This window comes from Streptomyces beigongshangae, from assembly GCF_019710745.1.
Classification (GTDB): domain Bacteria; phylum Actinomycetota; class Actinomycetes; order Streptomycetales; family Streptomycetaceae; genus Streptomyces; species Streptomyces beigongshangae.
This window is the reverse complement of record NZ_JAHKJW010000091.1, coordinates 1-22,739: the sequence shown is the minus strand read 5'-3', so window position 1 is coordinate 22,739 and position 22,739 is coordinate 1. Positions and strand designations below refer to the sequence as shown.

Genomic DNA, 22,739 nt, shown 5'->3' with positions numbered 1-22,739 from the left:
GTCCCGGCGGTCCCGCCGGCCGCGGCCGCGCGGGCGACCCCGCCGCCCGCCCCCGCGGCGCCGCCCGCGGCCCCCGTACGCCTGACCAAGGTCACGCTCACCAAGGACGCGCCGTCCGTCTCCCTCACCAAGCAGGGCGGCACCTCCGGCGTGATGCGCGTGAACCTCAACTGGACGGTGCGCAAGCAGTTCTCCGGCTGGCAGGCCAAACTCGGCCGGGCCATCGCCATGCACGCGGACCTCGACCTCGACCTGTGCGCGCTCTACGAGCTCTCCGACGGCAGCAAGGGCGTCGTCCAGGCCCTGGGCAACGCCTTCGGATCGCTGCACCAGCCGCCGTTCGTCCACCTCGACGGCGACGACCGCACCGGCGCCTCGTCGAGCGGCGAGAACATCAGCGTCAACCTCGACCACACCCGGTACTTCCGCCGCATCCTCATCTTCGTGACCATCTACGAAGGGGCGCGCTCCTTCGCCGACCTGGACGCCACGGTGACCCTCCAGCCGCTGCACGGCGCGCCCGTCGACTTCTCGCTCGGCGAGTGCACCGTGCCCTCGACCGTGTGCGCCCTCGCCCTCATCACGAACACCGGCGACGACCTCGTCGTCCAGCGTGAGGCGCGCTTCCTCGTCCCCGACCGCGGGGTGAGCCCGCAGCGCACCGTGGACCACGCCTACGGGTGGGGCATGAACTGGACCCCGGGCCGCAAGTGAGCCGGCCGGACGTGTCCGTGTCCGTGGAGGGCGCGGACGCGTCCGCCGGACGGGTTCAGGGCTGTTCGGGGGCCGTGTCCGGGCGGGCGTAGGTGCGGCCCTTCCAGGCCGCGCCACGTCCCCTGCGGTGCTGCACCGCGGAGTCCACGGTCATGAGGAGGTACAGCAGGGCGGTGACCGGCAGCAGCGGGGCCAGCAGGAGCGGCTGCCGGTAGTGGCGCAGCATCGGCAGGTACGTCGCCGTCATCAGCAGCCAGGCCGCCCCGCCGGCCGCCGCCGCCGTGCGACCGCCCGTCGCGAGCCCCGCGAGGAGGGCCACCGGCGGCACCAGGTACACCAGGACGAGACCGGCCACGGTCCCGGCCAGCAGCAGCGGGCTGTGCCGCAGCTGGGCGTACGCGCTGCGCGAGACCATCCGCCACAGGTCGTGCAGCCGCGGATAGGGGCGCACGCTGTCGACCCGCTCGGCGAGCCCCAGCCAGACGCGCCCTCCCGAGTCCTTCACGGCCCGCGCCACCGCCACGTCGTCGATGACGGCCTGCCGGACGGCGTCCGGGATCCGGGCCCGCTCGGCGGCCGAGGTCCGCAGCAGGACACAGCCGCCCGCCGCGGCGGCGGTCCGAGAACCCGGCCGGGAGATCCACCGGAACGGGTACAGCTGGGCGAAGAAGTACACGAAGGCGGGTACCACGAGCCGTTCCCAGAAGGTCTCCACGCGCAGCCGGGCCATCTGGGAGACCAGGTCGAAGCCGCCCGTGACGGCCGCGGCCACCAGCTCCCGCAGGCTGTCCGGCGCATGGGCGATGTCCGCGTCCGTGAGCAGCAGGAACCCGGGATCGCGCGCGCGTGCCAGGCCGATGCCGTGCCGCACGGCCCAGAGCTTGCCGGTCCAGCCCGCGGGCGGTTCGCCGGGCGAGGTGACGGTCAGCGGCAGCCCGCCGTGCCGCCGCCCCAGCTCACGGGCCAGCTCCCCGGTGCCGTCCGAGCTGCCGTCGTCGACGAGGAGGACCTCGGCCCGCCCCGGGTACTCCTGCGCGAGGAGCGACGGCAGGCTGCCGGGCAGCACGGCCGCCTCGTCGCGCGCCGGTACGACGACGCACACGGACGGCCAGCCGGCCGGGTCCCGGCGCGGTGGCAGCCGGACGTCCGTGCGCCAGAAGAAGCCCTGGCCGAGGAGGAGCCACAGCCAGGCGGCCAGCGATCCGGCGGCGGTCCACGCGAGGACGCTCATCCGCCGCAGTCTGCCGCACCCCGGCCGCCCGTGGAGGCGGATCGACTATGGTGACCGGGTGAAGATCGCGCTCATGGACTCCGGAACGGGACTGCTCGCGGCGGCCGCCGCGGTGCGCCGGCTGCGCCCGGACGCGGAGCTCGTCCTCTCCTCGGACCCCGGCAGCATGCCCTGGGGACGCTTCACCCCGAAGGAGGTGGCCGCGCGCGCCCTCGCCGTCGCGGAGGCGGCCGCCGCGTACCGGCCCGACGCGCTGATCGTCGCCTGCAACACCGCTTCCGTGCACGCGCTGCCCGCACTGCGCGCCCGCCTGGAGCCCGGGGTGCCCGTCATCGGCACGGTACCGGCGATCAAGCCGGCCGCGGCCGGCGGCGGGCCCGTCGCGATCTGGGCCACGCCCGCCACCACCGGCAGCCCCTACCAGCGCGCGCTCATCCGTGAGTTCGCCGGCGGAGTGGACGTCACCGAGGTGCCCTGCCCCGGACTGGCGGACGCCGTCGAGCACGCCGACCACGCGGCCGTCGACGCCGCCGTCGCCGCGGCCGCGGCGCGCACCCCCGCGGACGTGCGGGCCGTCGTCCTGGGCTGCACCCACTACGAGCTGGTCGCCGAGCGCATCCGCGCGGCCGTGCGGGGGAACGGCGCGGCGCCCCTCGCCCTGCACGGCTCCGCCGGTGCCGTGGCCGCCCAGGCGCTGCGCAGGATCGGCGCGGCGCCCGCCCCCGGGGCCCCCGGCCGGGGCACGGTCACCGTGCTGCTCGGCGGACGCGAGGACGTACTGCCCGCCACGGCGCTGACGTACGACGAGGGCATGCTGCTGCAGGCGGTCAGCCCCGCGCACTGAACCCCGCACACTGGCGCCGCGCGCCGGGTGCCGGGCGCCGCGCACGCGCCGGGCGCACTCGGCGGAAGGCATGCCTCCGCGGGGAGCGCCGGCAGCCCGCGACCAGGTGCCCGCCGTGCGGAACCTGAGTACGCTCGATGACATGACGGACCACCCCCAGGGCGGACAGGGCGCTGCCGACGCCCCGCATCCCGAGGTCTGGCACGGCCGCGCGTCCAACCGCGTGCAGTGGCTGCTCGCGTGCCTCGGGGCCGCGTGCCTGGCACTGGGCGTCGAGCTGGCCGTCGACTCGGCGTGGACGTCGGGCGTCGCCCCGCTCGCCATGTCCGTGGTCGGCTGCATCGCGGCAGGGCTCCTGGTCCTCTTCGGCACGCTCGCGTTCGTCCATGTNGCTCCTGGTCCTCTTCGGCACGCTCGCGTTCGTCCATGTCGCCGTGAAGGTCGACGAGGAGTGCCTCGAAGTGCGCTGCGGCCACATGGGCCTGCCGCGCCGCCGCATCCCGCTCTCGCACATCGCGGGCGCCGACTTCGCACCCCGGGTCACCCCGCGCCAGTGGGGCGGCTGGGGTTACCGCTGGCGCCCCGACCAGGGCACCGCGGTGGTCGTGCGGCGGGGCGAGGGCCTGGTGCTCCGCCTGGGCGACGGCCACACGTTCACGATCACGGTGGACGACGCGGAGGCGGCGGTACGGGTGATCCGCGACCGGCTCCGCACCGCGACGACGGGCCGCACGGGCTGACGCGGCCGCGGTCGGCGCCGGGTGGTGTCGCCGGGGCCGTGTCCGGCCCGCCGGGGCCCGGCGGCGCCGTCGTGTGCGGTGCAGGCGGCTCAGTGGTTCATCCGGGCGCCGTCCGCCCGGTCCTCCGGGGGGTCCTCCGGTGGCACCGGCGGGGTCGCCGGTGCAGGGCGTGCCGTGGCCAGCCCCGCCAGCAGGCCCGCGCCCGCCGTCACCGTCGTGAAGCTGAGCGCGTTGCCGACCGCGGCCATCGCGGCCAGCGCCGTCAGCGCGGCGCCCGCGGTGAGGACGACCGGTGTGGAGCGCGGTGACCTCCACAGCGCGTACAGGATCCAGCCGAATACCGCGGCGAGCAGGACGACCCCCGGCACACCCTGCTCGGCGGCCTGCTGGAACGGCGCCGAGTGGGGCTTGCCGTCGGACGGCGGCACGGCCTCCGCGGCCGTGGCGCTCAGTTCCGCGAAGCGGCCCGGCCCGGCGCCCAGGCCAGGCTCCCGGCCCGCCATGCCGAGCGCGTCGCGCCACAGCAGCACCCGGTGCCGGGTGAGCTGGCCCTCCAGGGAGGAGGTCGGGCCGTCCGGCAGCGCGTCCTCCGCGATCGCCCAGGTCGCCCCGGTCACCAGGGCCACGGCGAGCGCGAGCCCGCCGAGCCCCACGGCCCGGCGGCGCACCCGGTCCGCGGCGAGCGAGCAGAGCAGCACCCCCAGACAGGCCACGGACCCCGGGATCGATCCCAGGACGGCCGCGGCGACCGCGACACCGGCCGCCAGCAGCCGCAGACAGAACCGCGGCCCCGGCGGCCGCGCCGCCCAGGCCGCACAGCACGCGGCCCCCGCGGACAGGGTCAGCAGCGCGGCCGTCGCCCCGGTCTGACCCAGCGGCGAGGCCGGCTGGCTGCCCGGATCGATGTGCGGGGCGGCCACGGCCAGCCCCAGTCCGGCGAACGCGCCCACGACGGGCGAGGCGACCGGCAGCAGCTCGCCGCAGATCCGCCCCGAGGCATAGCCGGCGGCCACGGCCAGCACCGCCAGCAGCACCCCCTCGGGCCGGCCGCCGTGCGCCGCGGCCGTGATCAGGGACCAGGCGGCGCAGGCCCCCAGCACCACGACCCCCGTCGCGTCCGACGCGCTGCGTCTTTCGTGCGCCGACGCCGGACCGGCCGTCGAAGCCATCCCCGTGGACCCCACCCCGACGCCCCCCGACCCATGACGAACCCCGTCCGCCCGGCCGGAAACGGCCCGCGCGCCGAAGGCTCCGGCACACCGTAACGGGTGATGCGCCGGTTTGTGGACGAGTTGCGCAGAAACGATGCGGCTGCTGTGGGGACAGGTGTCCCGGCCGGCGCCGGGGGCCACGCCGCCGGCGCTTCGGCCGTGCGCCGTACACTCCCGGAGTGACCGCCACAGCGACTCCCGTAGACGAGCCGGAACAGCTCGCACCGCAGGCCCGGCCCGTTCCGCGGGTCGCCGCCCTGGCGCGACGGCTCGTTCCGGCCGCCGCCGCGGCGCTCTCCGGGGTGCTGCTGTACGTCAGTTTCCCGCCGCGCACCCTGTGGTGGCTCGCCCTGCCGGCCTTCGCGGTCCTCGCCTGGTGCCTGCACGGCCGCACCTGGAAGGCGGCCCTCGGGCTCGGCTACCTCTTCGGCCTCGGCTTCCTGCTCCCGCTGCTCGTGTGGACCGGCGTGGAGGTCGGCCCCGGCCCGTGGCTGGCGCTCGTCGTCGTCGAGGCGGTGTACGTGGCGCTCGTCGGCGCGGGCATCGCGGCCGTGTCGAAACTGCCCGGCCGCCCCGTGTGGGCCGCCGCCCTGTGGATCGCCGGAGAGGCCGCACGCGCGCGCGTGCCGTTCGGCGGCTTCCCCTGGGGCAAGGTCGCCTTCGGCCAGGCGGACGGCGTCTTCCTGCCGCTCGCGGCGCTGGGCGGCACCCCGGTGCTCGGGTTCGCGGCGGTCCTGTGCGGCTTCGGCCTGTACGACACCGTCCGGCTGTGCCTGGAGACCCGGCGCACCCGCGCCGTACGCCGGGGAGCCGCCGCGGTGGCCCTGCTCGCCCTCGTCCTCCCCGTGGCGGGCGCCCTGGCCGCCCGCCCCCTGGTCAGCGACCGGGCCGAGGAGGGCACCGCGACCGTCGCCGTGGTGCAGGGCAACGTGCCGCGCGCGGGCCTCGACTTCAACGCCCAGCGGCGCGCCGTCCTCGACCACCACGTGCGGGAGACCGAACGCCTCGCCGCGCGGGTCCGGGCGGGCGAGGTGGCCCGGCCCGACTTCGTCCTGTGGCCGGAGAACTCCTCCGACATCGACCCGTTCCGCAACGCCGACGCCCACGCCGTGATCGACGGGGCCGCCAAGGCGATCGGCGCACCCATCTCGGTCGGCGGGGTCGTGGAGAAGGACGGCAGGCTCTACAACGAGCAGATCCTGTGGGACCCGGTGAAGGGCCCCGGCGCCACCTACGACAAGCGGCAGGTCCAGCCGTTCGGCGAGTACCTCCCGATGCGCTCGCTCGTCGGCGCCCTGAACGAGAACTGGACCTCCATGGTCCGCCAGGACTTCAGCCGGGGCGACGAGCCGGGCGTCTTCACCCTGGCGGGCACTCCGGTCGGCCTCGCCACCTGCTACGAAGCGGCCTTCGACTGGGCCGTGCGCGACACCGTCACGAGCGGTGCGCAGATGATCTCCGTACCGAGCAACAACGCCACGTTCGACCGCAGCGAGATGACCTACCAGCAGCTCGCCATGTCCCGTGTCCGCGCCGTCGAGCACAGCCGCACCGTCACCGTCCCGGTGACCAGCGGCGTCAGCGCCGTGATCATGCCGGACGGGAGGATCACCCGGCGGACCGGCATGTTCGTGGCGGACTCGCTCGTCCAGGAGGTGCCCCTGCGCTCCTCCGAGACCCCCGCGACGCGCCTGGGGACCGTGCCCGAGGTCCTGCTCGTCCTGGTCGCGGCGGGCGGACTCGGCCTCGTGGCGGTGCCGGCGGTGCGCGGACGGCGCGCCGCCCGCCGGTAGCCGCCCGCCGCGGCCGTCCGCCGGGTGGACGTGCGCGGGACACGGCCGGGCGGACGTGCGCACAACGCGGCCGGGCGGGGGAACCGGCCCGTGAGCGCCGGTCCCCGGCCATTAGGGTCGGCGCATGGCTACTCCTGACTTCATCCGTACGATCCGGGCCAGCGCGGGCCAGCAACTGCTCTGGCTCCCCGGTGTGACCGCCGTCGTCCTCGACGACGAGGGCAGAGTCCTCCTCGGACGCCGGGCCGACACCGGCAGGTGGGCCGTCATCGCCGGGATGTCGGAGCCGGGGGAGCAGCCCGCTGCCTGCGCCGTCCGGGAGGTCCACGAGGAGACGGGCGTCCGGTGCGTCGTCGAGCGCGTCGTACTCGTCCAGGCCCTGAAGCCGATCACCTATCCCAACGGGGACGTCTGCCAGTTCATGGACATCACCCTGCGGTGCCGGGCCGTCGGCGGCGAGGCCCGCGTCAACGACGACGAATCGCTGGAGGTCGGCTGGTTCGACGTGGACGCGCTGCCGGAGCTGAACGAGCACGCGCTGTCCCGGATCAAGCAGGCGCTGTCCGACGAGCCCACCTGGTTCGACCCCGCGGTCTGAGCCGCGGGAGCGTGCTGCGGGAGCTGTTCCGCCGACCGGACGGCCAGATGGTCGGAATGCCCGATCTTCATCCTGCGCATCTGAACCGCCCGAGTTAATTTGTCCCTGTTTCTCACCATTTGACGCGTACTGCCTTCCGTGCCGTGCCGTGCCGTGCGGCGCGGCACGGAGGGCGACCGCGCGTTCCCAGGGACGAAAGGTGGACGATGGCCAGGACCCTGAACACCCCGCTCGCCGGGACCGGGCACCCCCGCACGCTGTCGGCCGTGGTACGCACCGGGCCGGGCGCCGGGAGCCGGCACTGGCCGGCGGTGGTGGCGGCGGCCTTCACACTGGCCCAACTGGTGATCGTACGGCCGGGCATGGGGCTCGGCTGGGACGAGACGGTGTATGTCAGCCAGGTCAGCGGCCATGCGCCGGCGGCGTTCTTCAGCGCTCCGCGGGCCCGCGGCGTCGTCCTGCTGGTGGCGCCGATCGCCTCGTGGTCCTCCTCGACGGAGCTGCTGCGGATCTTCCTGGCGGTGCTGTCCGGCCTCGGTCTCCACCTGGCTCTGCGCGCCTGGCGGGGGCTCTTCCCCGCCCGCGTCCTCGCCGCCGCCGGCGCACTGTTCGCCACCTTGTGGGTGACTCTCTTCTACGGGCCGCAGGCCATGCCCAACTACTGGGTCGCCATCGGGGCGCTCGCCGTCGTCGGCTGCTTCCTGCGCGCCCGCGCCGACCACCGCGACCGGGCGGCGCTGTGGGGTGCGGGGGCGGGCGCGGCGCTGATGGCGTGGATGCGGCCCGCCGACGCCGTCTGGATCGCGCTCCCGCTGTTCGGCGTACTGGCGTGCACCCGCGGACGGCGGCGGCCGGCCCTGCCCGCGGCGCTCGCGGCGGGACTCGCCTCCGGTGTCGTCCAGTGGGCCGTGGAGGCGCACCTCGCCTACGGCGGCCTCGGCGCCCGGCTGGCGGACGCGTCGGGGATCCAGGGCGGACTGGGCTGGAACATCGCCGTCCTCGACCAGCTGCGCAGCCTCGGCGGGCGCACCCTGTGCCGCCCGTGCACCGCATCGGTGCCGTCCGCCTGGGTCGTCGTCTGGTGGTTCGTCCTGCCGCTGCTCGCCGTCTGCGGACTGGCGGTCGCGGTCAGGGCCCGGCGTGCCCTTCCCTCGCTCCTGCCGGCGGCCTGCGCCGCGACGGCCGGCATCCCGTACCTGTTCATGATCGGGTACGCGGCCCCGCGCTTCCTGCTGCCCTTCTACGCGCTGCTCGCCCTCCCGGTCGCCGACGCCCTCGTCCACCTGGTCACCGGGGCGGGCCGGAAGCGGCGGCCGGTGGCCGCGGCACTGGTGGCACTCGGTCTCGCCGGGCACCTGGCCGTGCAGTACGCCGTGCTCGACGCGACCGTGGACCGCACCACCGCCAACCGCCGCGACTGGGCCCGCGCGGCGGCCGAACTGCACCGCCTGGGCGTACGGCCGCCGTGTCTGCTCACCGGCCACCGGGCGACCCCGATCGGCTTCTACGCCGGGTGCCGCTCCGTCCAGACCCACGGGCACAACGCCAACACCACCCGCGCGGACATCGTGCGGGCCGCCCGGCAGCACCCGGCGGCGGTCGTCACGACGGACGGGAAGCGGCCGCCCGGGTTCGCCCGCGACTGGGCACGGCACCGCGGCGGCGGCCTCGTCCTCCACGTCGCGCCACCACCGGCCGGGGACCACCGCGACTCGGCCGACCGGCACTGAGTCCACCGGCACTGAGTCCACCGGCACTGAGCCCACCGCGCTCAGCCGTCACGATCGGACCCGGCCTCCGGCGACCGGGACCGACCTCCGGCGACCGGACCGTGGCGGAGTTGTGCGGCCTCCTGTCCGGTGGGACCGCATCACGAGATATCTTGATGTCGAGCAATGTTGCAGACGTGGAGCGGAGCACCCGGTGACTGACTCGACCATCATCTACACGCACACTGACGAGGCCCCGGCCCTGGCGACCTATTCGTTCTTGCCGGTGGTCCAGGCGTACGCGTCGCAGGCCGGCGTCACTGTGGAGACCCGTGACATCTCGCTGGCCGGGCGGATCATCGCCCTCTTCCCCGAGTACCTGGAGGAGGGGCAGCGCATCCCCGACGCCCTCGCCGAGCTGGGTGAACTGGCCAAGACGCCCGAGGCCAACATCATCAAGCTGCCGAACATCTCGGCCTCGATCCCGCAGCTGAAGGCCGCGGTCGCCGAGCTGCAGTCGCAGGGCTACGCGCTGCCGGACTACCCGGACGACCCGAAGACCGACGAGCAGCGCGACGTCCGCGCCCGCTACGACAAGGTCAAGGGCAGCGCCGTGAACCCGGTGCTGCGCGAGGGCAACTCCGACCGCCGCGCCCCCGCGTCGGTCAAGAACTACGCCAAGGCCCACCCGCACCGCATGGGCGCCTGGAGCGCCGACTCGAAGACGAACGTCGCGACCATGGGCGTCGACGACTTCCGCTCCACCGAGAAGTCGACGGTGATCTCCGAGGCCGGCACCCTGCGCATCGAGCTGTCCGGCGACGACGGCTCCACCACCGTCCTGCGCGAGTCCGTGCCCGTCCTCGCGGGCGAGGTCGTCGACGCCTCCGTCATGCACGTCGCCGCGCTGCGCGAGTTCCTCACCGCGCAGATCGCCCGGGCCAAGGCCGACGGTGTGCTGTTCTCCGTGCACCTCAAGGCCACCATGATGAAGGTCTCCGACCCGATCGTCTTCGGCCACGTGGTGCGCGCCTTCTTCCCGAAGACGTTCGCGCGGTACGGCGAGACCCTCGCGGCCGCCGGCCTGACCCCGAACGACGGCCTCGGCGGCATCTACAAGGGCCTGGAGTCCCTCCCCGACGGCGCCGGGATCAAGGCGTCCTTCGACGCCGAGCTCGCCGAGGGCCCGGAGCTCGCGATGGTCGACTCCGACAAGGGCATCACCAACCTGCACGTCCCCTCCGACGTCATCGTCGACGCGTCCATGCCGGCGATGATCCGCACCTCCGGTCACATGTGGGGCCCGGACGGCCAGGAGGCCGACACCCTCGCGGTCCTCCCGGACAGCAGCTACGCCGGTGTCTACCAGGTCGTCATCGACGACTGCCGGACCAACGGCGCCTTCGACCCGTCGACCATGGGCTCGGTCCCGAACGTCGGCCTGATGGCGCAGAAGGCCGAGGAGTACGGCAGCCACGACAAGACCTTCGAGATCCCGGCCACCGGCACGGTCCGCCTCGTCGACGAGGCCGGGAACGTCGTGCTGGAGCAGGCGGTCTCGGCCGGCGACATCTTCCGCGCCTGCCAGACCAAGGACGACCCGATCCGGGACTGGGTCAAGCTGGCCGTCACCCGCGCCCGTGCCACCGGCGACCCGGCCGTCTTCTGGCTGGACGAGACCCGCGCCCACGACGCGCAGCTCATCGCCAAGGTCAACGCGTACCTGCCGGAGCACGACACCGAGGGCCTGGACATCAAGATCCTGTCCCCGGTCGAGGCGACCAGGCTCTCCGTGGAGCGCATCCGCCGCGGCGAGAACACCATCTCGGTCACCGGCAACGTCCTGCGCGACTACCTGACCGACCTGTTCCCGATCCTGGAGCTGGGCACCAGCGCCAAGATGCTCTCGATCGTCCCGCTGATGAACGGCGGCGGCCTCTTCGAGACGGGCGCCGGCGGCTCCGCGCCCAAGCACGTGCAGCAGCTGGTCAAGGAGGACTACCTGCGCTGGGACAGCCTGGGCGAGTTCCTGGCGCTGGCGTCCAGCTTCGAGCACCTCGCGCAGACCACGGACAACGCGCGCGCACAGGTCCTGGCCGACACCCTGGACCGCGCGACGGCCACGTTCCTGGAGAACGACAAGTCGCCGAGCCGTCGCCTCGGCGGCATCGACAACCGCGGCAGCCACTTCTACCTCGCCCTCTACTGGGCCCAGGAGCTGGCCCGGCAGACCGACGACGCCGACCTCGCGAAGGTCGTCGCGCCGCTCGCGGAGACGCTCACCTCGCAGGAGGAGACGATCGTCGCCGAGCTGAACGCGGTGCAGGGGGCGCCCGCCGAGATCGGCGGCTACTACCGGCCCGACCCGGCCAGGGCCGAGGCCGTCATGCGGCCGTCCGCGACGCTCAACGCCGCGCTGGCCACGCTCGCCTGAGCCCCGGCCCCGGCATGTGGCCGCGCGCCCGGGATTCGTCCGCCGGTGCGCCGTGGCCGGTCGCGCGGTTCCCCGCGCCCCTGGAGGACCAGGGGCGCGGGGAACCGTCATGAGCGGCCCGTGCCCGGGCAGTGGGCATGGCACTCCCGGTGCCGGGTAGGCGACCAGCCGCGCCCGGGCCGCGGACCGGCACGGGCGGCCTGTTCCCCCTACGTCTGGACATGTGATGCAGATCCCCTCGAACGACCGCGCCGCGGTGGAGGCCCGGCGCGCGCTGAGCGCCCTGGCCGAGAACGCCGAGGACGGTGCCGCGCTGGACACGCTGGCCGGGAGCGAGGTGCTGGTCCCGGTGCCCGACGACGCTGACGACGAGACGGCGGACGACCCCACCACGGTGGCGCTGCCGGTTCTCGAACAGCCGGGGGCGGACCCCCTGGTCCCGGTGTTCACCTCCGAGGTGACCATGGCCGAGCTGCTGCCGTCCGTGTCGCGCTACCGTCTGGTACCGCTGGGGGTGCTCGCCGCGCAGTGGCCCGCCGGTGACCTCTCCCTGACCATCGACGGCAGTACGCCGCACGGTCTGACGCTCGACTCCCGGGGCGTACGCACCCTGCTGGCACGCCCCGGCGCCTGAGCCCGGCGGGACGTCGTCCCGCCGGGCGGGACCTCAGCGGGCGCCGGGCAGCATGCGCGCCAGGACGGCGCGCTGGAGCGGGCGCACCCGGGTGTGCAGGTCATGACCCTTCCGGGTGAGGGCGACCCAGACCCCGCGGCGGTCCTCCAGGCAGACGCTCCGCTCCACCAGCCCCTCCCGCTCCAGGCGTCCGATCAGGCGGGAGAGGGCGCTCTGGCTCAGATGGACACGGTCGGCGATGTTCTGCACCCGGCACGGCCCGGCCCACACCGGACCCGCGGCCGACGTGTCCGGCGCGTCCGGCGTGTTCGAGGTGTTCGAGGTGTTCGAGGTGTTCGACGCGAGGATGTCGAGCACCTCGAAGTCACTGGCGCACAGACCGTGCGGATGCAGTTCACGGTCGATCTCGCACATGGTGCGGGCGTGCACCGACAGGATGTCCCGCCACTGGTCCTCGAGCCGGGGAGCGGTCTTCTCTGCTGCCATGTCCGCACGGTAACAGAGAAGGGACCATTTGTTGAGCATGCAACTAGTGCAGTTGCATATGACTGTCGGTCCGGTCCGCGAGGTGCTCCGCCCGGCTCAGGACGCCTCCTGCGCGAGCCCCACCGCGTTGCCGTCCGCGTCCTTCACGGACGCGATCAGCATGCCGCCGCCGACGTCCTGCACGTCCTGGACCACCTCGGCGCCCGCGTCCACGAGAGCGGCCAGGGTCGCCCTGACGTCGGCGACGTGCCAGTAGGGGACCGGTCCGGTCAGGCCCTTGGCGTGACCGTGGGGGTCCAGTCCGACCTCCGGCCGCCCCGGCGCCCGGAAGCCCACGTAGTACGCCTCGTCCACGTACGGCTCCACCCCCAGGAGCGCGCCGAACAGGGCCTTGGCCGGGACGAGGTCCTCGACGGGGTAGGTGATGGTCCTGAGACCTTCGGGCATGACGGACTCCTCCGTTGACGTGATTCCGCCGGCGGTCCCCGCCGGTTTCCCGCCGGTTTCCCGCCGGTGTCCTCACGCTACGGCCGGGAGGCGCGCGACCGCTTCTCCGATCCTGACCGGTCGTCAGCCCGTGAAGATCTCCACCACCGACCAGACGGCGAGGCCGAGCATGCAGACGCCGCCGATCCGCTGCACGGTCTTGAGCGGCACCCGCTTGGCGATGAAGCGGCCGGCCAGCAGTGCCAGCGCCGAGACCGACATGAGGGCCGCCGCGGAACCGACGGCCACGGACGCGATCCCGTTCGTGGCCGCGAGGTTGGCGGTCGTGATCTGCGTCAGATCACCCCACTCGCTGATGAAGACGGCCATGAAGGCGGTCGTGTACACGGGCCAGAACCCGGTGACGGTCCGGCCGTCGGCGTCCTCCTCCCCGTCGTCCCCGTCCCCGCGCAGCAGCATGAACGCGCCGAACGCGAAGAGCGCGGCCGAGACCGACTTGACGGTCCAGTCGGGCAGCAGGCCGATGAGGCTTCCGGCGCCGACGGCGATGGCGACGTGGACGAGGAACGCGGTGGACGTACCGAACCACACGTGGAGGGGCCGCATGCGGGTGCCCATGGCGAGCGACGCGAACATCGTCTTGTCGGGCAGTTCGGCGAGGAAGATCAGCCCGAAGGCGGTGAGGATCGCCAGAGGGTCGAGAGGCATTCCGGTGGCTTTCTGTAGGGCCGGGCCCCCGGATCCTCGCGAAGCGCCCTCGGCCGGGGCGACGGGAGAACCGATCGGCCCGGCACGACGGGTGCGCCGCGGGATCGCGGACACGGCAGTGCCTGGCCGAAGGTCTCGCCCGCCCGTGTGGCCACATGGTCACAGGGGCCCGGCCACCGGGAACCCGAGGGCTCCAGTGTGTCGACGACCGGTTCGCAGGGCTACTCCCCTTCGCAGTCACTCAGTGTACAGGCCATCCGCGCAGGCCACACAGGTGCGAGGGGGAGCGGGCGGCGGGCGGCGCATCAGGTCGGCTGCCGCTTGACCGGCTCCGTCGGCAGGATCACCGCCGCGGGATCCTCCCCGCCGGTCTGCGCGAGCAGCACCCGGACCATCTCGGAGCTGATGCGGTCGTAGGGCTGGCGGACCGTCGTGAGCTCGGGGCCCGACGCGACCGCCGCCGAGGAGTCGTCGAAGCCGCCCACCGCGACGTCCCCGGGGACGCTCCTGCCCGCCCGGTGCAGCACGCTCAGCACGCCCTGCGCCATCAGGTCGGAGGCCACGAAGACCACGTCCATGTCCGGCGCCCGCTCCAGGAGGAGCTCGGCGCCCGCCTCACCGCTCGCCCGGCTGCAGTCGCCGGACACGACGAGACGCTCGTCCGGGTCGATGCCCGACTCGGTGAGCACCTCCCGGTAGCCGGCCAGCCGCTCGACACCGCCGGGGGTGTCCAGCGGGCCGGTCACCGTGCCGACGCGGCGCCGGCCGAGCGACACCAGATGGCGCACCGTGTCCCGGGCGCCGTCCCGGTCGTCCGCGGCCACGTAACTGATCCTGGAGCCGACGCCGATGGGCTTGCCGCACATGACGAGCGGCACACCGGCGTCGCGCGGCCGCTCGGCCACCGGGTCGCCGGAGTGGCTGGAGACCAGCAGCACCCCGTCGACGTGGCCCGCCGTGATGTACCGGGTGATGCGGCGCCGCTCGTCGTCGGTGGCCGCCAGCATCGGCAGCAGCGGGATGTCGTGCGCCGCCAGTGCCTGCGTACAGCCCCGCAGCAGCACGTTGAAGTCGGGGTCCTCGAAGAACCTCTCCTGCGGCTCGGTCAGCAGGAAGCCCACCGAGTCCGACCTCGCCCGCAGCCGGTCTCGCCCTGGTCTTCCTCCCTACGCAGGGCGCCACCGCGGCCACCACCCTCACCGACCCCGGCTTCGAGTCGGACGGCACCGGCACCGCCACCCCGGCCGGCTGGTCCACCTACTCGGCCGCCGGCCAGGACGCCGCCTCGTTCACCGAGTCCGGCGGCCGCAGCGGGAGCCACCGCCTCACCCACTACGCGGTCTCCGCCTACAAGGTGGAGACCTACCAGTGCCTCTCCGGCCTCACCAACGGCACCTACAAGCTCACCGCCTGGTCGGGACACACCTGCAGTCAGCTGAGGACGGACGTGTACCACCACGCGTACGACGTCCTGAAGGCCCAGGGCACCACGGCCGACATGGTGCAGGTCGGCAACGAGATCAACGGCGGCATGCTCTGGAACGAGGGCTCCACCTCGAACCGGTCGCAGCTCGCCGGGCTGCTCACCTCCGGCCACGACGCGGTCAGGGCCGTCAACTCCGGTACGGCCGTGGCGATCACCTCGCCGAGGGCGGCGACCTCGCGGGCACCCGCCGGTGGTTCGACAGCGCCGTGTCCAACGGTGTGAAGTCCGACGCCATCGGGCCGTCCTGCTACGGCTACTGGCACGGCACGCTCGCCGACCTCCAGACGACCCTGGACGACGCGGCGTCCCGCCACGGCAAGCCGGTGCACCTCGCCGAGACGGCCCACCCCTTCCGGCTGGACAGCGAGGACTCCACCGAGGACATCATCGACCTCACGGGCGAGCTGGTCCCCGGCTACGCCGCCTCGACGGCCGGCCAGACCCGGTGGATGAAGGACGTGGCGAGCATCGTGGAGGCCGTCCCGAACGGCCGCGGCCTCGGCATCTTCTACCGGGAGTCCACCTGGACCGCGGTGACCGGCAACGGCTGGGACCCGGCGGACCCCTCGTCCGGGAACGGCTGGGAGAACCAGGCCCTGTTCGGCTACGACGACAGGGCGCTGCCGGCGATGGCGTGGTTCAGCCACCGGTGACGGCCCGGACGTGAACACCGGACGTGAACAACGGGGTGGGGCGGAAACGAACGGGCAGCCGTCTCCGCCCCACCCCGTTGCGGTTCTCCTCAGTCCCGCCGGAACGGCTCCCGCAACTTGAACTTCTGCAGCTTCCCGGTCGCCGTGCGCGGCAGCGACTCCACGAAATCGATCCGCTTCGGGGTCTTGAACCCGGCGAGCCGCGTACGGCAATGGGCGGTCAGCTCCTCGGCGGTGACACCGGATCCGTCCGTCACCACGAGCGCGGTCACCAGCTCGCCCCACTTGGCGTCCGGAATGCCGATCACCGCCACCTCGCGCACCGCGGGATGCGAGGTGATGACGTCCTCCACCTCGATGGACGAGACGTTCTCGCCGCCGGAGATGATGACGTCCTTCTTGCGGTCGGAGATCACCAAGTACCCCTCGTCGTCGAGGTATCCACCGTCCCCGGTGTGGAACCAGCCGCCCGCCTGGGCCTTCGCCGTCTCCTCGGGCTGCTCCCAGTAGCCGTCCAGGTTGTGGTTGGACGCGGTCAGCACCTCGCCGTCCACGTCGACGTCGACGCGCACGCCGAGCGCGGGCACGCCGGCCCGCCCGAGCCTGCGGGCACGCTCGGCCGGCTCCAGGCCGTCCCACTCCGCGCGGCCCCGGTTGACCGTGACGAGCGGCGAGGTCTCGGTGAGCCCGTAGATCTGGATGAACTCCCAGCCCAGTTCGGCCGTCACGCGCTCGATCGTGCGGGTCGGCGGCGGCGCGCCCGCGCAGACGATCCGCACCCGGTCGCGGCCGGGGATCTCGCCCTGCCAGTCGGCGGCGGCGTCGAGCACGGCGTTCAGGACGGCGGGCGCCGCGCACATCAGGGTGACGCCGTGCCGCTCGACACGGCGCAGGATCTCGGCCCCGTCGATCTGGCGGAGCACGATGTGCCGGCCGCCGACCCCGGTGATGCCGTACGGCATGCCCCAGCCGTTGGCGTGGAACATCGGGAGCGTGTGCAGGTAGACGTCACGGTCGCTGATCGTGGTGTGCAGGCCGAACACGGCCGAGTTCAGCCACAGGTTGCGGTGCGTGAGCTGGACCCCCTTGGGGCGGGCGGTCGTTCCGGACGTGTAGTTGACGCTGGCCGTCGCGCCCTCGTCCGGCTCCGCCCACTCCCGGGGCTCCGTGCCGTGCAGGAAGAGGTCCTCGTCGTCGCCGAGGACGAACTTGTGCTTGACGTCGAGGGTGTCGAGCACCTCCGCGCGGGAGGGGTCCGCGTAGACGACCGAGGCGCCGGAGTGCCGCACGATGTACTCGATCTCCGGCCCCGTGAGCCGGAAGTTCACCGGTACGAGGACGCGTCCCCAGCCCGAGACGCCGAAGAACGAGGTGAGCAGCCGGGCCGAGTTCTGCGAGACGACCGCGACCCGTCCGCCCACCGGGACGTCCAGCCGGTCCAGCGCGGCCGCCTGGGCGCGGGCGAGCGCCGCCAGTTGCCGGTAGGTGGGCTCGCCGAGGCTCGGCCCCGGCTGCTCCGGCTCGTCGACGACGGCGACGCGGTCCGGGTACGCATGGGCCGCGCGATCGAGGAAGTCACGGACGGTCAGCGGGTAGTACACGACAGCACCTCCGGTTCGGTGGTTCCTTCCTACCTCGCCCGGCCGCTTCCGTACCCCGTGGACCCGTTGCGGATTGGCGCGCTTCCCGAGTACTGTCCGACGCACCTAATCAAAATGTTGAGTATGAGTGTGTGGGAGGCGGATGATGACGCACCCGTTCCGCAGGGCCGTCGAGGACGGTGACCACGCGGCCCTCGTCGACCTGCTCGCCGAGGACGTCGTGTTCACCAGCCCGGTGGTGTTCGAGCCGTACGCCGGAAAGGCGGTCACCTCCGCGATCCTGGGCGCCGTCATGCAGGTGTTCGAGGACTTCCGCTACGTGCGGGAGATCGCGGACCCCGGCGGCCGCGACCTCGTCCTGGTCTTCGAGGCGCGGGTGGGGGACCGCACCCTCCAGGGCTGCGACCTGCTGCACTTCGACGGGAGCGGCCGGATCGACGACTTCACCGTCATGGTCCGCCCCCTGTCGGGGGCCCGGGCCCTCCAGGCGGCGATGGCGGCCCGCCTCGGCGCCGTCACCGGGGAGGCCGCGGGCGGCGCGGCACCGGGCACCGACGAGGCGCCGGGCGCGGCCTGACCACCGGGAGCTAGCCTGGTCCCCCGTCCGCCAGGAGACGTCCGACCAGGAGACACCCGCCCATGACCAGCCCCGGCTCCGAGACGGCGGACGACCGCGGGGAGCCCCGCCCGTCCGCCCGGCGGGCTCCGGTGCGGCGGGCTCCGGTGTGGCGGGGGCAGGGGCCCGTCGTCGCGGTGGTCGCGGTGGGCGGCGCGGCGGGCGCGTCCGCGCGCTACGGGGCCGCGCTGCTCTGGCCCGCGCGGGCGGGCGGCTTCCCGTGGACCACGTTCTGGGTCAACGTCGCCGGATGCTTCGCGATCGGCGTGCTCATGGTCCTGGTCACCGAGGTGTGGACGGTCCACCGGCTGGTCCGCCCCCTCCTCGGCACCGGGGTGCTCGGCGGCTTCACCACCTTCTCGACGTACGCCGTCGACATCCAGCGGCTGACGCAGGACGGCCTGCCCCGTACGGCCCTCGCCTACCTCGCGGCCACCCTCCTGGCGGCGCTGGCCGCGGTCCGGCTGGCCGTGGCGCTGACCCGGGCCTGCGCGGGCCCGGGCGGGACCGGCACCGGCGCGGTGGCGGACCGGAGCGGGGGACCGTCGTGAACTGGGTGCTGGTCGTCGTCGGCGGCATGATCGGCGCACCCCTGCGCTACCTGGCCGACCGCGCGGTGCAGTCCCGGCACGGCTCGGCCTTCCCCTGGGGCACCCTCACGGTGAACGTCACCGGCTGCCTGGTCCTCGGCACCCTGACCGGCGCGGTCACGGCGGGAGTGGCCTCCCCGCAGCTCCAGCTGCTGCTCGGCACGGGCCTGTGCGGGGCACTCACCACGTACTCGACGTTCTCGTACGAGACCCTGCGCCTGGCGGAGGACGGCGCGCGCCCGCAGGCCGCGGCGAACGCGGTCGTGAGCGTGGCCGCGGGACTCGCGGCGGCCTTCGCGGGGGCGGCGGTGGCGGCGGCGCTCTGGGGGTAGGCCCGGGCGTGATCGGGTACACGTTCGTACACAACGACGGCCGCCCGGCACGGAGTTGGTTGCCACGGGCCGCTCCTACACTGATGGGGCGGGTGAAGGGCACGCGTGACGCTCGGGGGAGACGATCACTGTGGGGCCGGAGCAGGGACAAGTGAGGGTGTTGTCCGAGAACGGAGTCCTGTACGGCGCCGGAGTGCTGGTGGCGCCGGCCGGCAGGGGAGTCCATGTCCTGACGTGCGCGCACGTCGTCGCCGCGGCGCTGGGACTTCCCGGCGAGGAGCGGGCGCCGGACGGCGGGCTGCTGGTCGACCTGCCGGGCCGTGCCTGGTCCGCGACGGTACGCACCGTGCCCGGTGGCTGGTCCCCGCCACCACCGCTGGGACACGTCGTCCCCGGCCGCGCCCTGGAGGACCACGGGGACCTGGCCGTACTGGCCCCCCGCGCCGGCGGCCCCCGGCCGCACCCCCGTCCGGTACCGCTCCCGGTGGCCGGGTGCGGCCCGGCCGACGGGCGGCGCGTCGCGATCATCGGCTATCCGCGGGGCGCGCCCGCGGGGCTGGTCGCGACCGCCCGGGTGGCCGGGCGCGGCGGCCCCTGCCCGGACTGGGTGCAGCTCGACGGCGTCCGGACGACCGGGGCGGCCGTCGAGCGCGGTTTCAGCGGCGCCGCCGTCTGGGACCCGGCGATCCGGCGGGTCGTCGGCCTGGTCACCGCGGCCGGCAAGGACCGTACGGCCAAGATTGCCTGGATGCTGCCGATGGAGGCCGCCGCGCGCCTGTGGCCGCCGCTGGCGGACGCCCTGCGCGCGTCCGCCCCGCGCACACGGCCCTCGCGGACCTGCTCGCCGCCGTCGGTCGAGGAGTCGTACGAACTGGCCGAGGCGCTGCTCGACGTCCCGCAGATCGGCCACGACAGCGGGCGGCTCCTGCGCGGGCAGCTGCCCGCCGCCGTCCGGCGCAACGTCCCCGACCACCCCTGGCCCCGGCAGCAGGTGCAGGGCCTCGTGCAGGCGTGCGTGGACCAGCCCGGCGGGTGCGCGGCGCTGCGCGCGGCGGTGGAGGGCCTGGGCGGGGGCTCCGCGCCGGCCGCGGCGGCGCTGGCCGTACTGGCCAGGGTCTGCTGCACGGGCGGCGCGGCTCCGGAGGATCCCGGATGACGGACGCGGAGGTCCTGGTGAGCAGCCCGAGGAGCCACCCGCCGGGGCGGGAACTGCCGAGGTACCTCGTCGACGAGGTGGAGAACGTCAGCCGCCCCGCCGACCTCGCCGCCCTGCAGGACATCCTCCGCCGGTTCGGCGGCCGTGCGCGCACGGCCGCCGACAGCACGGCGCCCACGTCCCGCCGCGGGCTGCTGGTCCAGCTCATGGAGGAGCTGTGCGCCCGGCCCGCGGGGCTCGCGCCCCTCGTACGCCATCTGGAGGTGCGCGAGGGCAACACCCCGGGCGTCCAGCGGCTCAAGGCGGCGGTCGCGGCCTGGGAGGTCGAACTCTTCTCCACCGAGGAGTGGGACGAGGTCTTCGACCTGCTCGACGGCGTCCAGGTGCCCGACCTGCGGCGCTGGTACTCCGACTTCCTGCACGGGCGCGGCAGGCCGGCCGCGCCCGCGCACTGCACCGAACCCTGGGCCGTGTTCCTGCACGCCGCGTCCCTGAACGCCCGGCCGGGGGAGACCCTGCCGTGCTTCCAGCTCCTGCGCCAGCTCGCGCTGGTCGCCGGCGGCGACCGGCACTTCGCCCTGGTGGACTGGGCGGACGCCCACGACCCGTACACCCCCGACATCCCCGGCACCCATGACGGGGCCCCGCCGGCGGCGGAGGGCGCGGAGAAGACGGCGGCTCCCTGGCGGACCGATGTGTGGAGCCCGGCCGACTGCCTCGTCGTCCGGCTGCGGCCGCTGCTCGACGCCGACCGCGACAGCCGGGCCCTGCTCTCGCACTGGTGGCGCGCACACCCGGGTGACCAGCAGCGCGGCGCGGACAGCCGGATCGATCTGCGCAACGCCGAGAACGCCGTACGGGAGCTGATCCACCGCGCCGAGAGCGAGTGGGCGTACGGAAGGACGGACCTCGCGGTCGAATTCTGTCTTCCCCGCACGCTGCTCGATCTCCACGTGGAACGATGGCGCAAGACTTCCTTCCAAGGAGTGGGTGGGGTGCTGGGGGAGGATCACCACGTCGTCGTGCGCAGCGCGGACCGTCACGACCGCCGTGATCTGCACGGCCGCTGGGGCAGCCGGTGGCGGGCGTTCACGGAGGACCGGGCCGGCCGCGTCCACTGGTTCCCCGAGGACGGCCGGGCCCATCTGCTCTCCGAACCGCCGCCCGCGGTGGTCGTGCTCAGCCGGGCACCGGGGAGCGCGGAGCGCGAAGGCGGGGCGCACGGAAGTCCGGACGAGTTGGGAGAGGCGCTGCGTGCCGGTGTCCCCGTCGTGCTCTGGGACCGCAGGGGAAGCTCCGACCCGGTGTTCCGCGCCGCTCTGCGCGATCTGCTGGACCGTTACGATCCACGTGGATTACCTGGTGTCGTCAAAGCGTTGCGCATAGCGTCCAGTGACCGCGATTCTGGAGCGGAAACTGTTGTCGGCCGCCATGTCGCTCTGCTGTGGGACGACCCGGACCGGATGCCTGTCGCGCCCGCGGGCACTCCTGCGGTTCCTCCCGCGGTCGTGGAGGAGGGTCCGTGACGCTTCCTGACGACACCCCCGTACGGCAGCCCCCGCCTCCTCCCGCCGCGTCCGGCGCCGCCCGGCCCCGCTGGTGGATCTACCGCGGAACGGGCGAGCCCCTGCGGGACACCACCCTGGGGGACCTCCTCCCGCCACCGCCTCCCTGGCGGGCCTTCCACGGCGGGCCGGTGCTCGGCGCGCCCCCGGAGGACGACGCGGAGACCACCCGGCGGCTCGGCACGCACCGGCCCGCCGGACACCTGTCGGCGTTCGCCCACCGCGAGGCGGAGATGGTGAACGCCGCACTGATGCTGCGGCGTCCCCTGCTCGTCAGCGGGCGGCCCGGCACCGGGAAGTCCAGCCTGGCGTACCGGATCAGCCGGGAGCTACGGCTCGGGCGGGTGCTGCGCTGGCACATCACGAGCAGGACCACACTGCACCGCGGACTCTACGAGTACGACGCGATCGGCCGGGTGCAGGACACCGCGGCCCTGCGCGCGGCGGCCGGTGAGGGCGACCCGGACGGCCGTGCCCCCGCGGCCCCTCCCTCGGTGGGCGACTACATCCAGCTCGGTCCGCTGGGGACGGCCCTGCTGCCGTACGCCGAACCGCGGGTCCTGCTGGTCGACGAGCTGGACAAGAGCGACCTCGACCTGGCCAACGACCTGCTCAGTGTCTTCGAGGAGGGGTCCTACACCATTCCGGAGTTACGGCGGGCGCGGCGCAGGAACCCCCTCGTGCGGGTCATGACGGACGACCCCGACGCAGAGGCGGAGATCTCCGGCGGAACGGTGAACTGCCGCGCCTTCCCCGTCGTCGTCATGACGTCGAACAGCGAACGTGAATTTCCGCCCGCCTTCCTGCGCAGGTGCCTGCTCCTCGCCATGCCGGAGCCCGACGAGACGGATCTCGCGGACATGCTGGCCGCCCATTTCGGCCAGGAGACGGCCGAGGAATGGGGCGGACCGCTCATCACCCGGTTCCTGGAGCGCAGCCGGGGACTGGGCGGCCTCGCGATCGACCAGCTCCTCAACTCCGTGCATCTGGCCACCTCCCACCGCGCCGAGGGGGAGGACGCCGACCTGCGGAGTCTGGTCGAGTCCGTGTGGCACCGGCTCGACGGGACCGTGCCCGGACTGGGGCGGGAATGACCGGCGGTCCCAGGAGGCAGCCCCCGCCGGACCTGTCCTGTCTCGAACTCAAGGACGCCGTGTACCTGGCGGCGTGCCGGCACGCCGCCGCCCCGTA

General features: G+C 74.0%; 19 protein-coding genes and 3 pseudogenes. 15 read left to right on the top strand and 7 right to left on the bottom strand.

What is annotated here, in order from left to right:
- A partial coding sequence (locus KM933_RS36395; protein ID WP_430727420.1) for a TerD family protein occupies nucleotides 1–714 on the top strand: 714 nt, incomplete at its 5' end.
- A gap of 55 nt (nucleotides 715–769) precedes the next feature.
- Here KM933_RS36395 and KM933_RS36390 read toward each other — a convergent pair.
- On the bottom strand, nucleotides 770–1,945 hold the full coding sequence (locus KM933_RS36390; protein ID WP_221361020.1) for a glycosyltransferase: 1,176 nt from the start codon (nucleotides 1,943–1,945) through the stop codon (nucleotides 770–772).
- Nucleotides 1,946–2,003: 58 nt separating this feature from the next.
- Here KM933_RS36390 and KM933_RS36385 point away from each other — a divergent pair, with 58 nt between their 5' ends.
- Entirely contained in the window at nucleotides 2,004–2,789 is a 786-nt protein-coding gene (locus tag KM933_RS36385; RefSeq protein WP_221361018.1) for a glutamate racemase, read from the top strand.
- A gap of 142 nt (nucleotides 2,790–2,931) precedes the next feature.
- Nucleotides 2,932–3,529 (top strand): annotated as a pseudogene (locus KM933_RS36380) (hypothetical protein).
- A gap of 89 nt (nucleotides 3,530–3,618) precedes the next feature.
- Here KM933_RS36380 and KM933_RS36375 read toward each other — a convergent pair.
- Nucleotides 3,619–4,698: an O-antigen ligase family protein gene (locus tag KM933_RS36375; RefSeq protein ID WP_221361016.1), complete on the bottom strand. Its 1,080-nt coding sequence runs from the start codon at nucleotides 4,696–4,698 to the stop codon at nucleotides 3,619–3,621.
- Between the two features lie 221 nt (nucleotides 4,699–4,919).
- Here KM933_RS36375 and lnt point away from each other — a divergent pair, with 221 nt between their 5' ends.
- From lnt to KM933_RS36350, 5 genes are all read left to right on the top strand, one after another.
- The gene (gene lnt / locus KM933_RS36370; protein WP_221361014.1) at nucleotides 4,920–6,533 is read left to right on the top strand and encodes an apolipoprotein N-acyltransferase; all 1,614 of its coding nucleotides are present in this window, start codon (nucleotides 4,920–4,922) and stop codon (nucleotides 6,531–6,533) included.
- A 124-nt stretch (nucleotides 6,534–6,657) separates the two neighbouring features.
- Nucleotides 6,658–7,131 carry an NUDIX hydrolase gene (locus KM933_RS36365; protein ID WP_221361005.1) on the top strand — a complete coding sequence of 158 codons (474 nt, stop codon included), beginning with the start codon at nucleotides 6,658–6,660 and terminating at the stop codon, nucleotides 7,129–7,131.
- 206 nt (nucleotides 7,132–7,337) lie between these two features.
- Complete coding sequence (locus tag KM933_RS36360; protein ID WP_221360996.1) at nucleotides 7,338–8,861, top strand: hypothetical protein; 1,524 nt, start codon at nucleotides 7,338–7,340, stop codon at nucleotides 8,859–8,861.
- Between the two features lie 193 nt (nucleotides 8,862–9,054).
- The gene (locus tag KM933_RS36355; RefSeq protein ID WP_221360986.1) at nucleotides 9,055–11,274 is read left to right on the top strand and encodes an NADP-dependent isocitrate dehydrogenase; all 2,220 of its coding nucleotides are present in this window, start codon (nucleotides 9,055–9,057) and stop codon (nucleotides 11,272–11,274) included.
- 226 nt (nucleotides 11,275–11,500) lie between these two features.
- Nucleotides 11,501–11,908 carry an SseB family protein gene (locus KM933_RS36350; protein WP_221360984.1) on the top strand — a complete coding sequence of 136 codons (408 nt, stop codon included), beginning with the start codon at nucleotides 11,501–11,503 and terminating at the stop codon, nucleotides 11,906–11,908.
- A 33-nt stretch (nucleotides 11,909–11,941) separates the two neighbouring features.
- Here the strand turns inward: KM933_RS36350 and KM933_RS36345 are convergent, their stop codons facing one another.
- The 4 genes and pseudogenes from KM933_RS36345 to KM933_RS36330 all read right to left on the bottom strand — a co-directional run.
- Nucleotides 11,942–12,394, bottom strand: coding sequence for a MarR family winged helix-turn-helix transcriptional regulator (locus KM933_RS36345; protein ID WP_221360982.1), 453 nt, complete (start codon nucleotides 12,392–12,394; stop codon nucleotides 11,942–11,944).
- Between the two features lie 96 nt (nucleotides 12,395–12,490).
- Complete coding sequence (locus tag KM933_RS36340; RefSeq protein ID WP_221360981.1) at nucleotides 12,491–12,841, bottom strand: VOC family protein; 351 nt, start codon at nucleotides 12,839–12,841, stop codon at nucleotides 12,491–12,493.
- A 123-nt stretch (nucleotides 12,842–12,964) separates the two neighbouring features.
- The gene (locus KM933_RS36335; RefSeq protein ID WP_221360979.1) at nucleotides 12,965–13,549 is read right to left on the bottom strand and encodes a TMEM165/GDT1 family protein; all 585 of its coding nucleotides are present in this window, start codon (nucleotides 13,547–13,549) and stop codon (nucleotides 12,965–12,967) included.
- 305 nt (nucleotides 13,550–13,854) lie between these two features.
- A pseudogene (locus KM933_RS36330) lies at nucleotides 13,855–14,685 on the bottom strand (LacI family DNA-binding transcriptional regulator); the annotation flags it as partial.
- A 17-nt stretch (nucleotides 14,686–14,702) separates the two neighbouring features.
- Here KM933_RS36330 and KM933_RS36325 point away from each other — a divergent pair.
- Nucleotides 14,703–15,688 (top strand): annotated as a pseudogene (locus tag KM933_RS36325) (glycosyl hydrolase 53 family protein).
- 89 nt (nucleotides 15,689–15,777) lie between these two features.
- Here the strand turns inward: KM933_RS36325 and KM933_RS36320 are convergent.
- On the bottom strand, nucleotides 15,778–17,289 hold the full coding sequence (locus KM933_RS36320) for an AMP-binding protein (RefSeq protein ID WP_221360977.1): 1,512 nt from the start codon (nucleotides 17,287–17,289) through the stop codon (nucleotides 15,778–15,780).
- A 142-nt stretch (nucleotides 17,290–17,431) separates the two neighbouring features.
- Between KM933_RS36320 and KM933_RS36315 the strand changes: the two genes are divergently transcribed.
- The 6 genes from KM933_RS36315 (at nucleotide 17,432) to KM933_RS36290 (ending at nucleotide 22,642) form a co-directional block, all read left to right on the top strand.
- On the top strand, nucleotides 17,432–17,866 hold the full coding sequence (locus KM933_RS36315; RefSeq protein ID WP_260334697.1) for a nuclear transport factor 2 family protein: 435 nt from the start codon (nucleotides 17,432–17,434) through the stop codon (nucleotides 17,864–17,866).
- A 62-nt stretch (nucleotides 17,867–17,928) separates the two neighbouring features.
- The gene (gene crcB, locus KM933_RS36310; protein WP_221360976.1) at nucleotides 17,929–18,456 is read left to right on the top strand and encodes a fluoride efflux transporter CrcB; all 528 of its coding nucleotides are present in this window, start codon (nucleotides 17,929–17,931) and stop codon (nucleotides 18,454–18,456) included.
- Nucleotides 18,453–18,827, top strand: coding sequence for a fluoride efflux transporter CrcB (gene crcB, locus KM933_RS36305; RefSeq protein ID WP_221360974.1), 375 nt, complete (start codon nucleotides 18,453–18,455; stop codon nucleotides 18,825–18,827). Before crcB (KM933_RS36310) ends, crcB (KM933_RS36305) begins: the two co-directional genes overlap by 4 nt.
- A gap of 157 nt (nucleotides 18,828–18,984) precedes the next feature.
- Nucleotides 18,985–19,983, top strand: coding sequence for an effector-associated domain 2-containing protein (locus tag KM933_RS36300; RefSeq protein WP_221360972.1), 999 nt, complete (start codon nucleotides 18,985–18,987; stop codon nucleotides 19,981–19,983).
- On the top strand, nucleotides 19,980–21,509 hold the full coding sequence (locus KM933_RS36295; RefSeq protein WP_221360970.1) for a VMAP-C domain-containing protein: 1,530 nt from the start codon (nucleotides 19,980–19,982) through the stop codon (nucleotides 21,507–21,509). The genes KM933_RS36300 and KM933_RS36295 overlap by 4 nt, the downstream gene beginning before the upstream one ends.
- Nucleotides 21,506–22,642: an AAA family ATPase gene (locus KM933_RS36290; protein WP_221360968.1), complete on the top strand. Its 1,137-nt coding sequence runs from the start codon at nucleotides 21,506–21,508 to the stop codon at nucleotides 22,640–22,642. The genes KM933_RS36295 and KM933_RS36290 overlap by 4 nt, the downstream gene beginning before the upstream one ends.
- Nucleotides 22,643–22,739 lie beyond the last annotated feature (97 nt).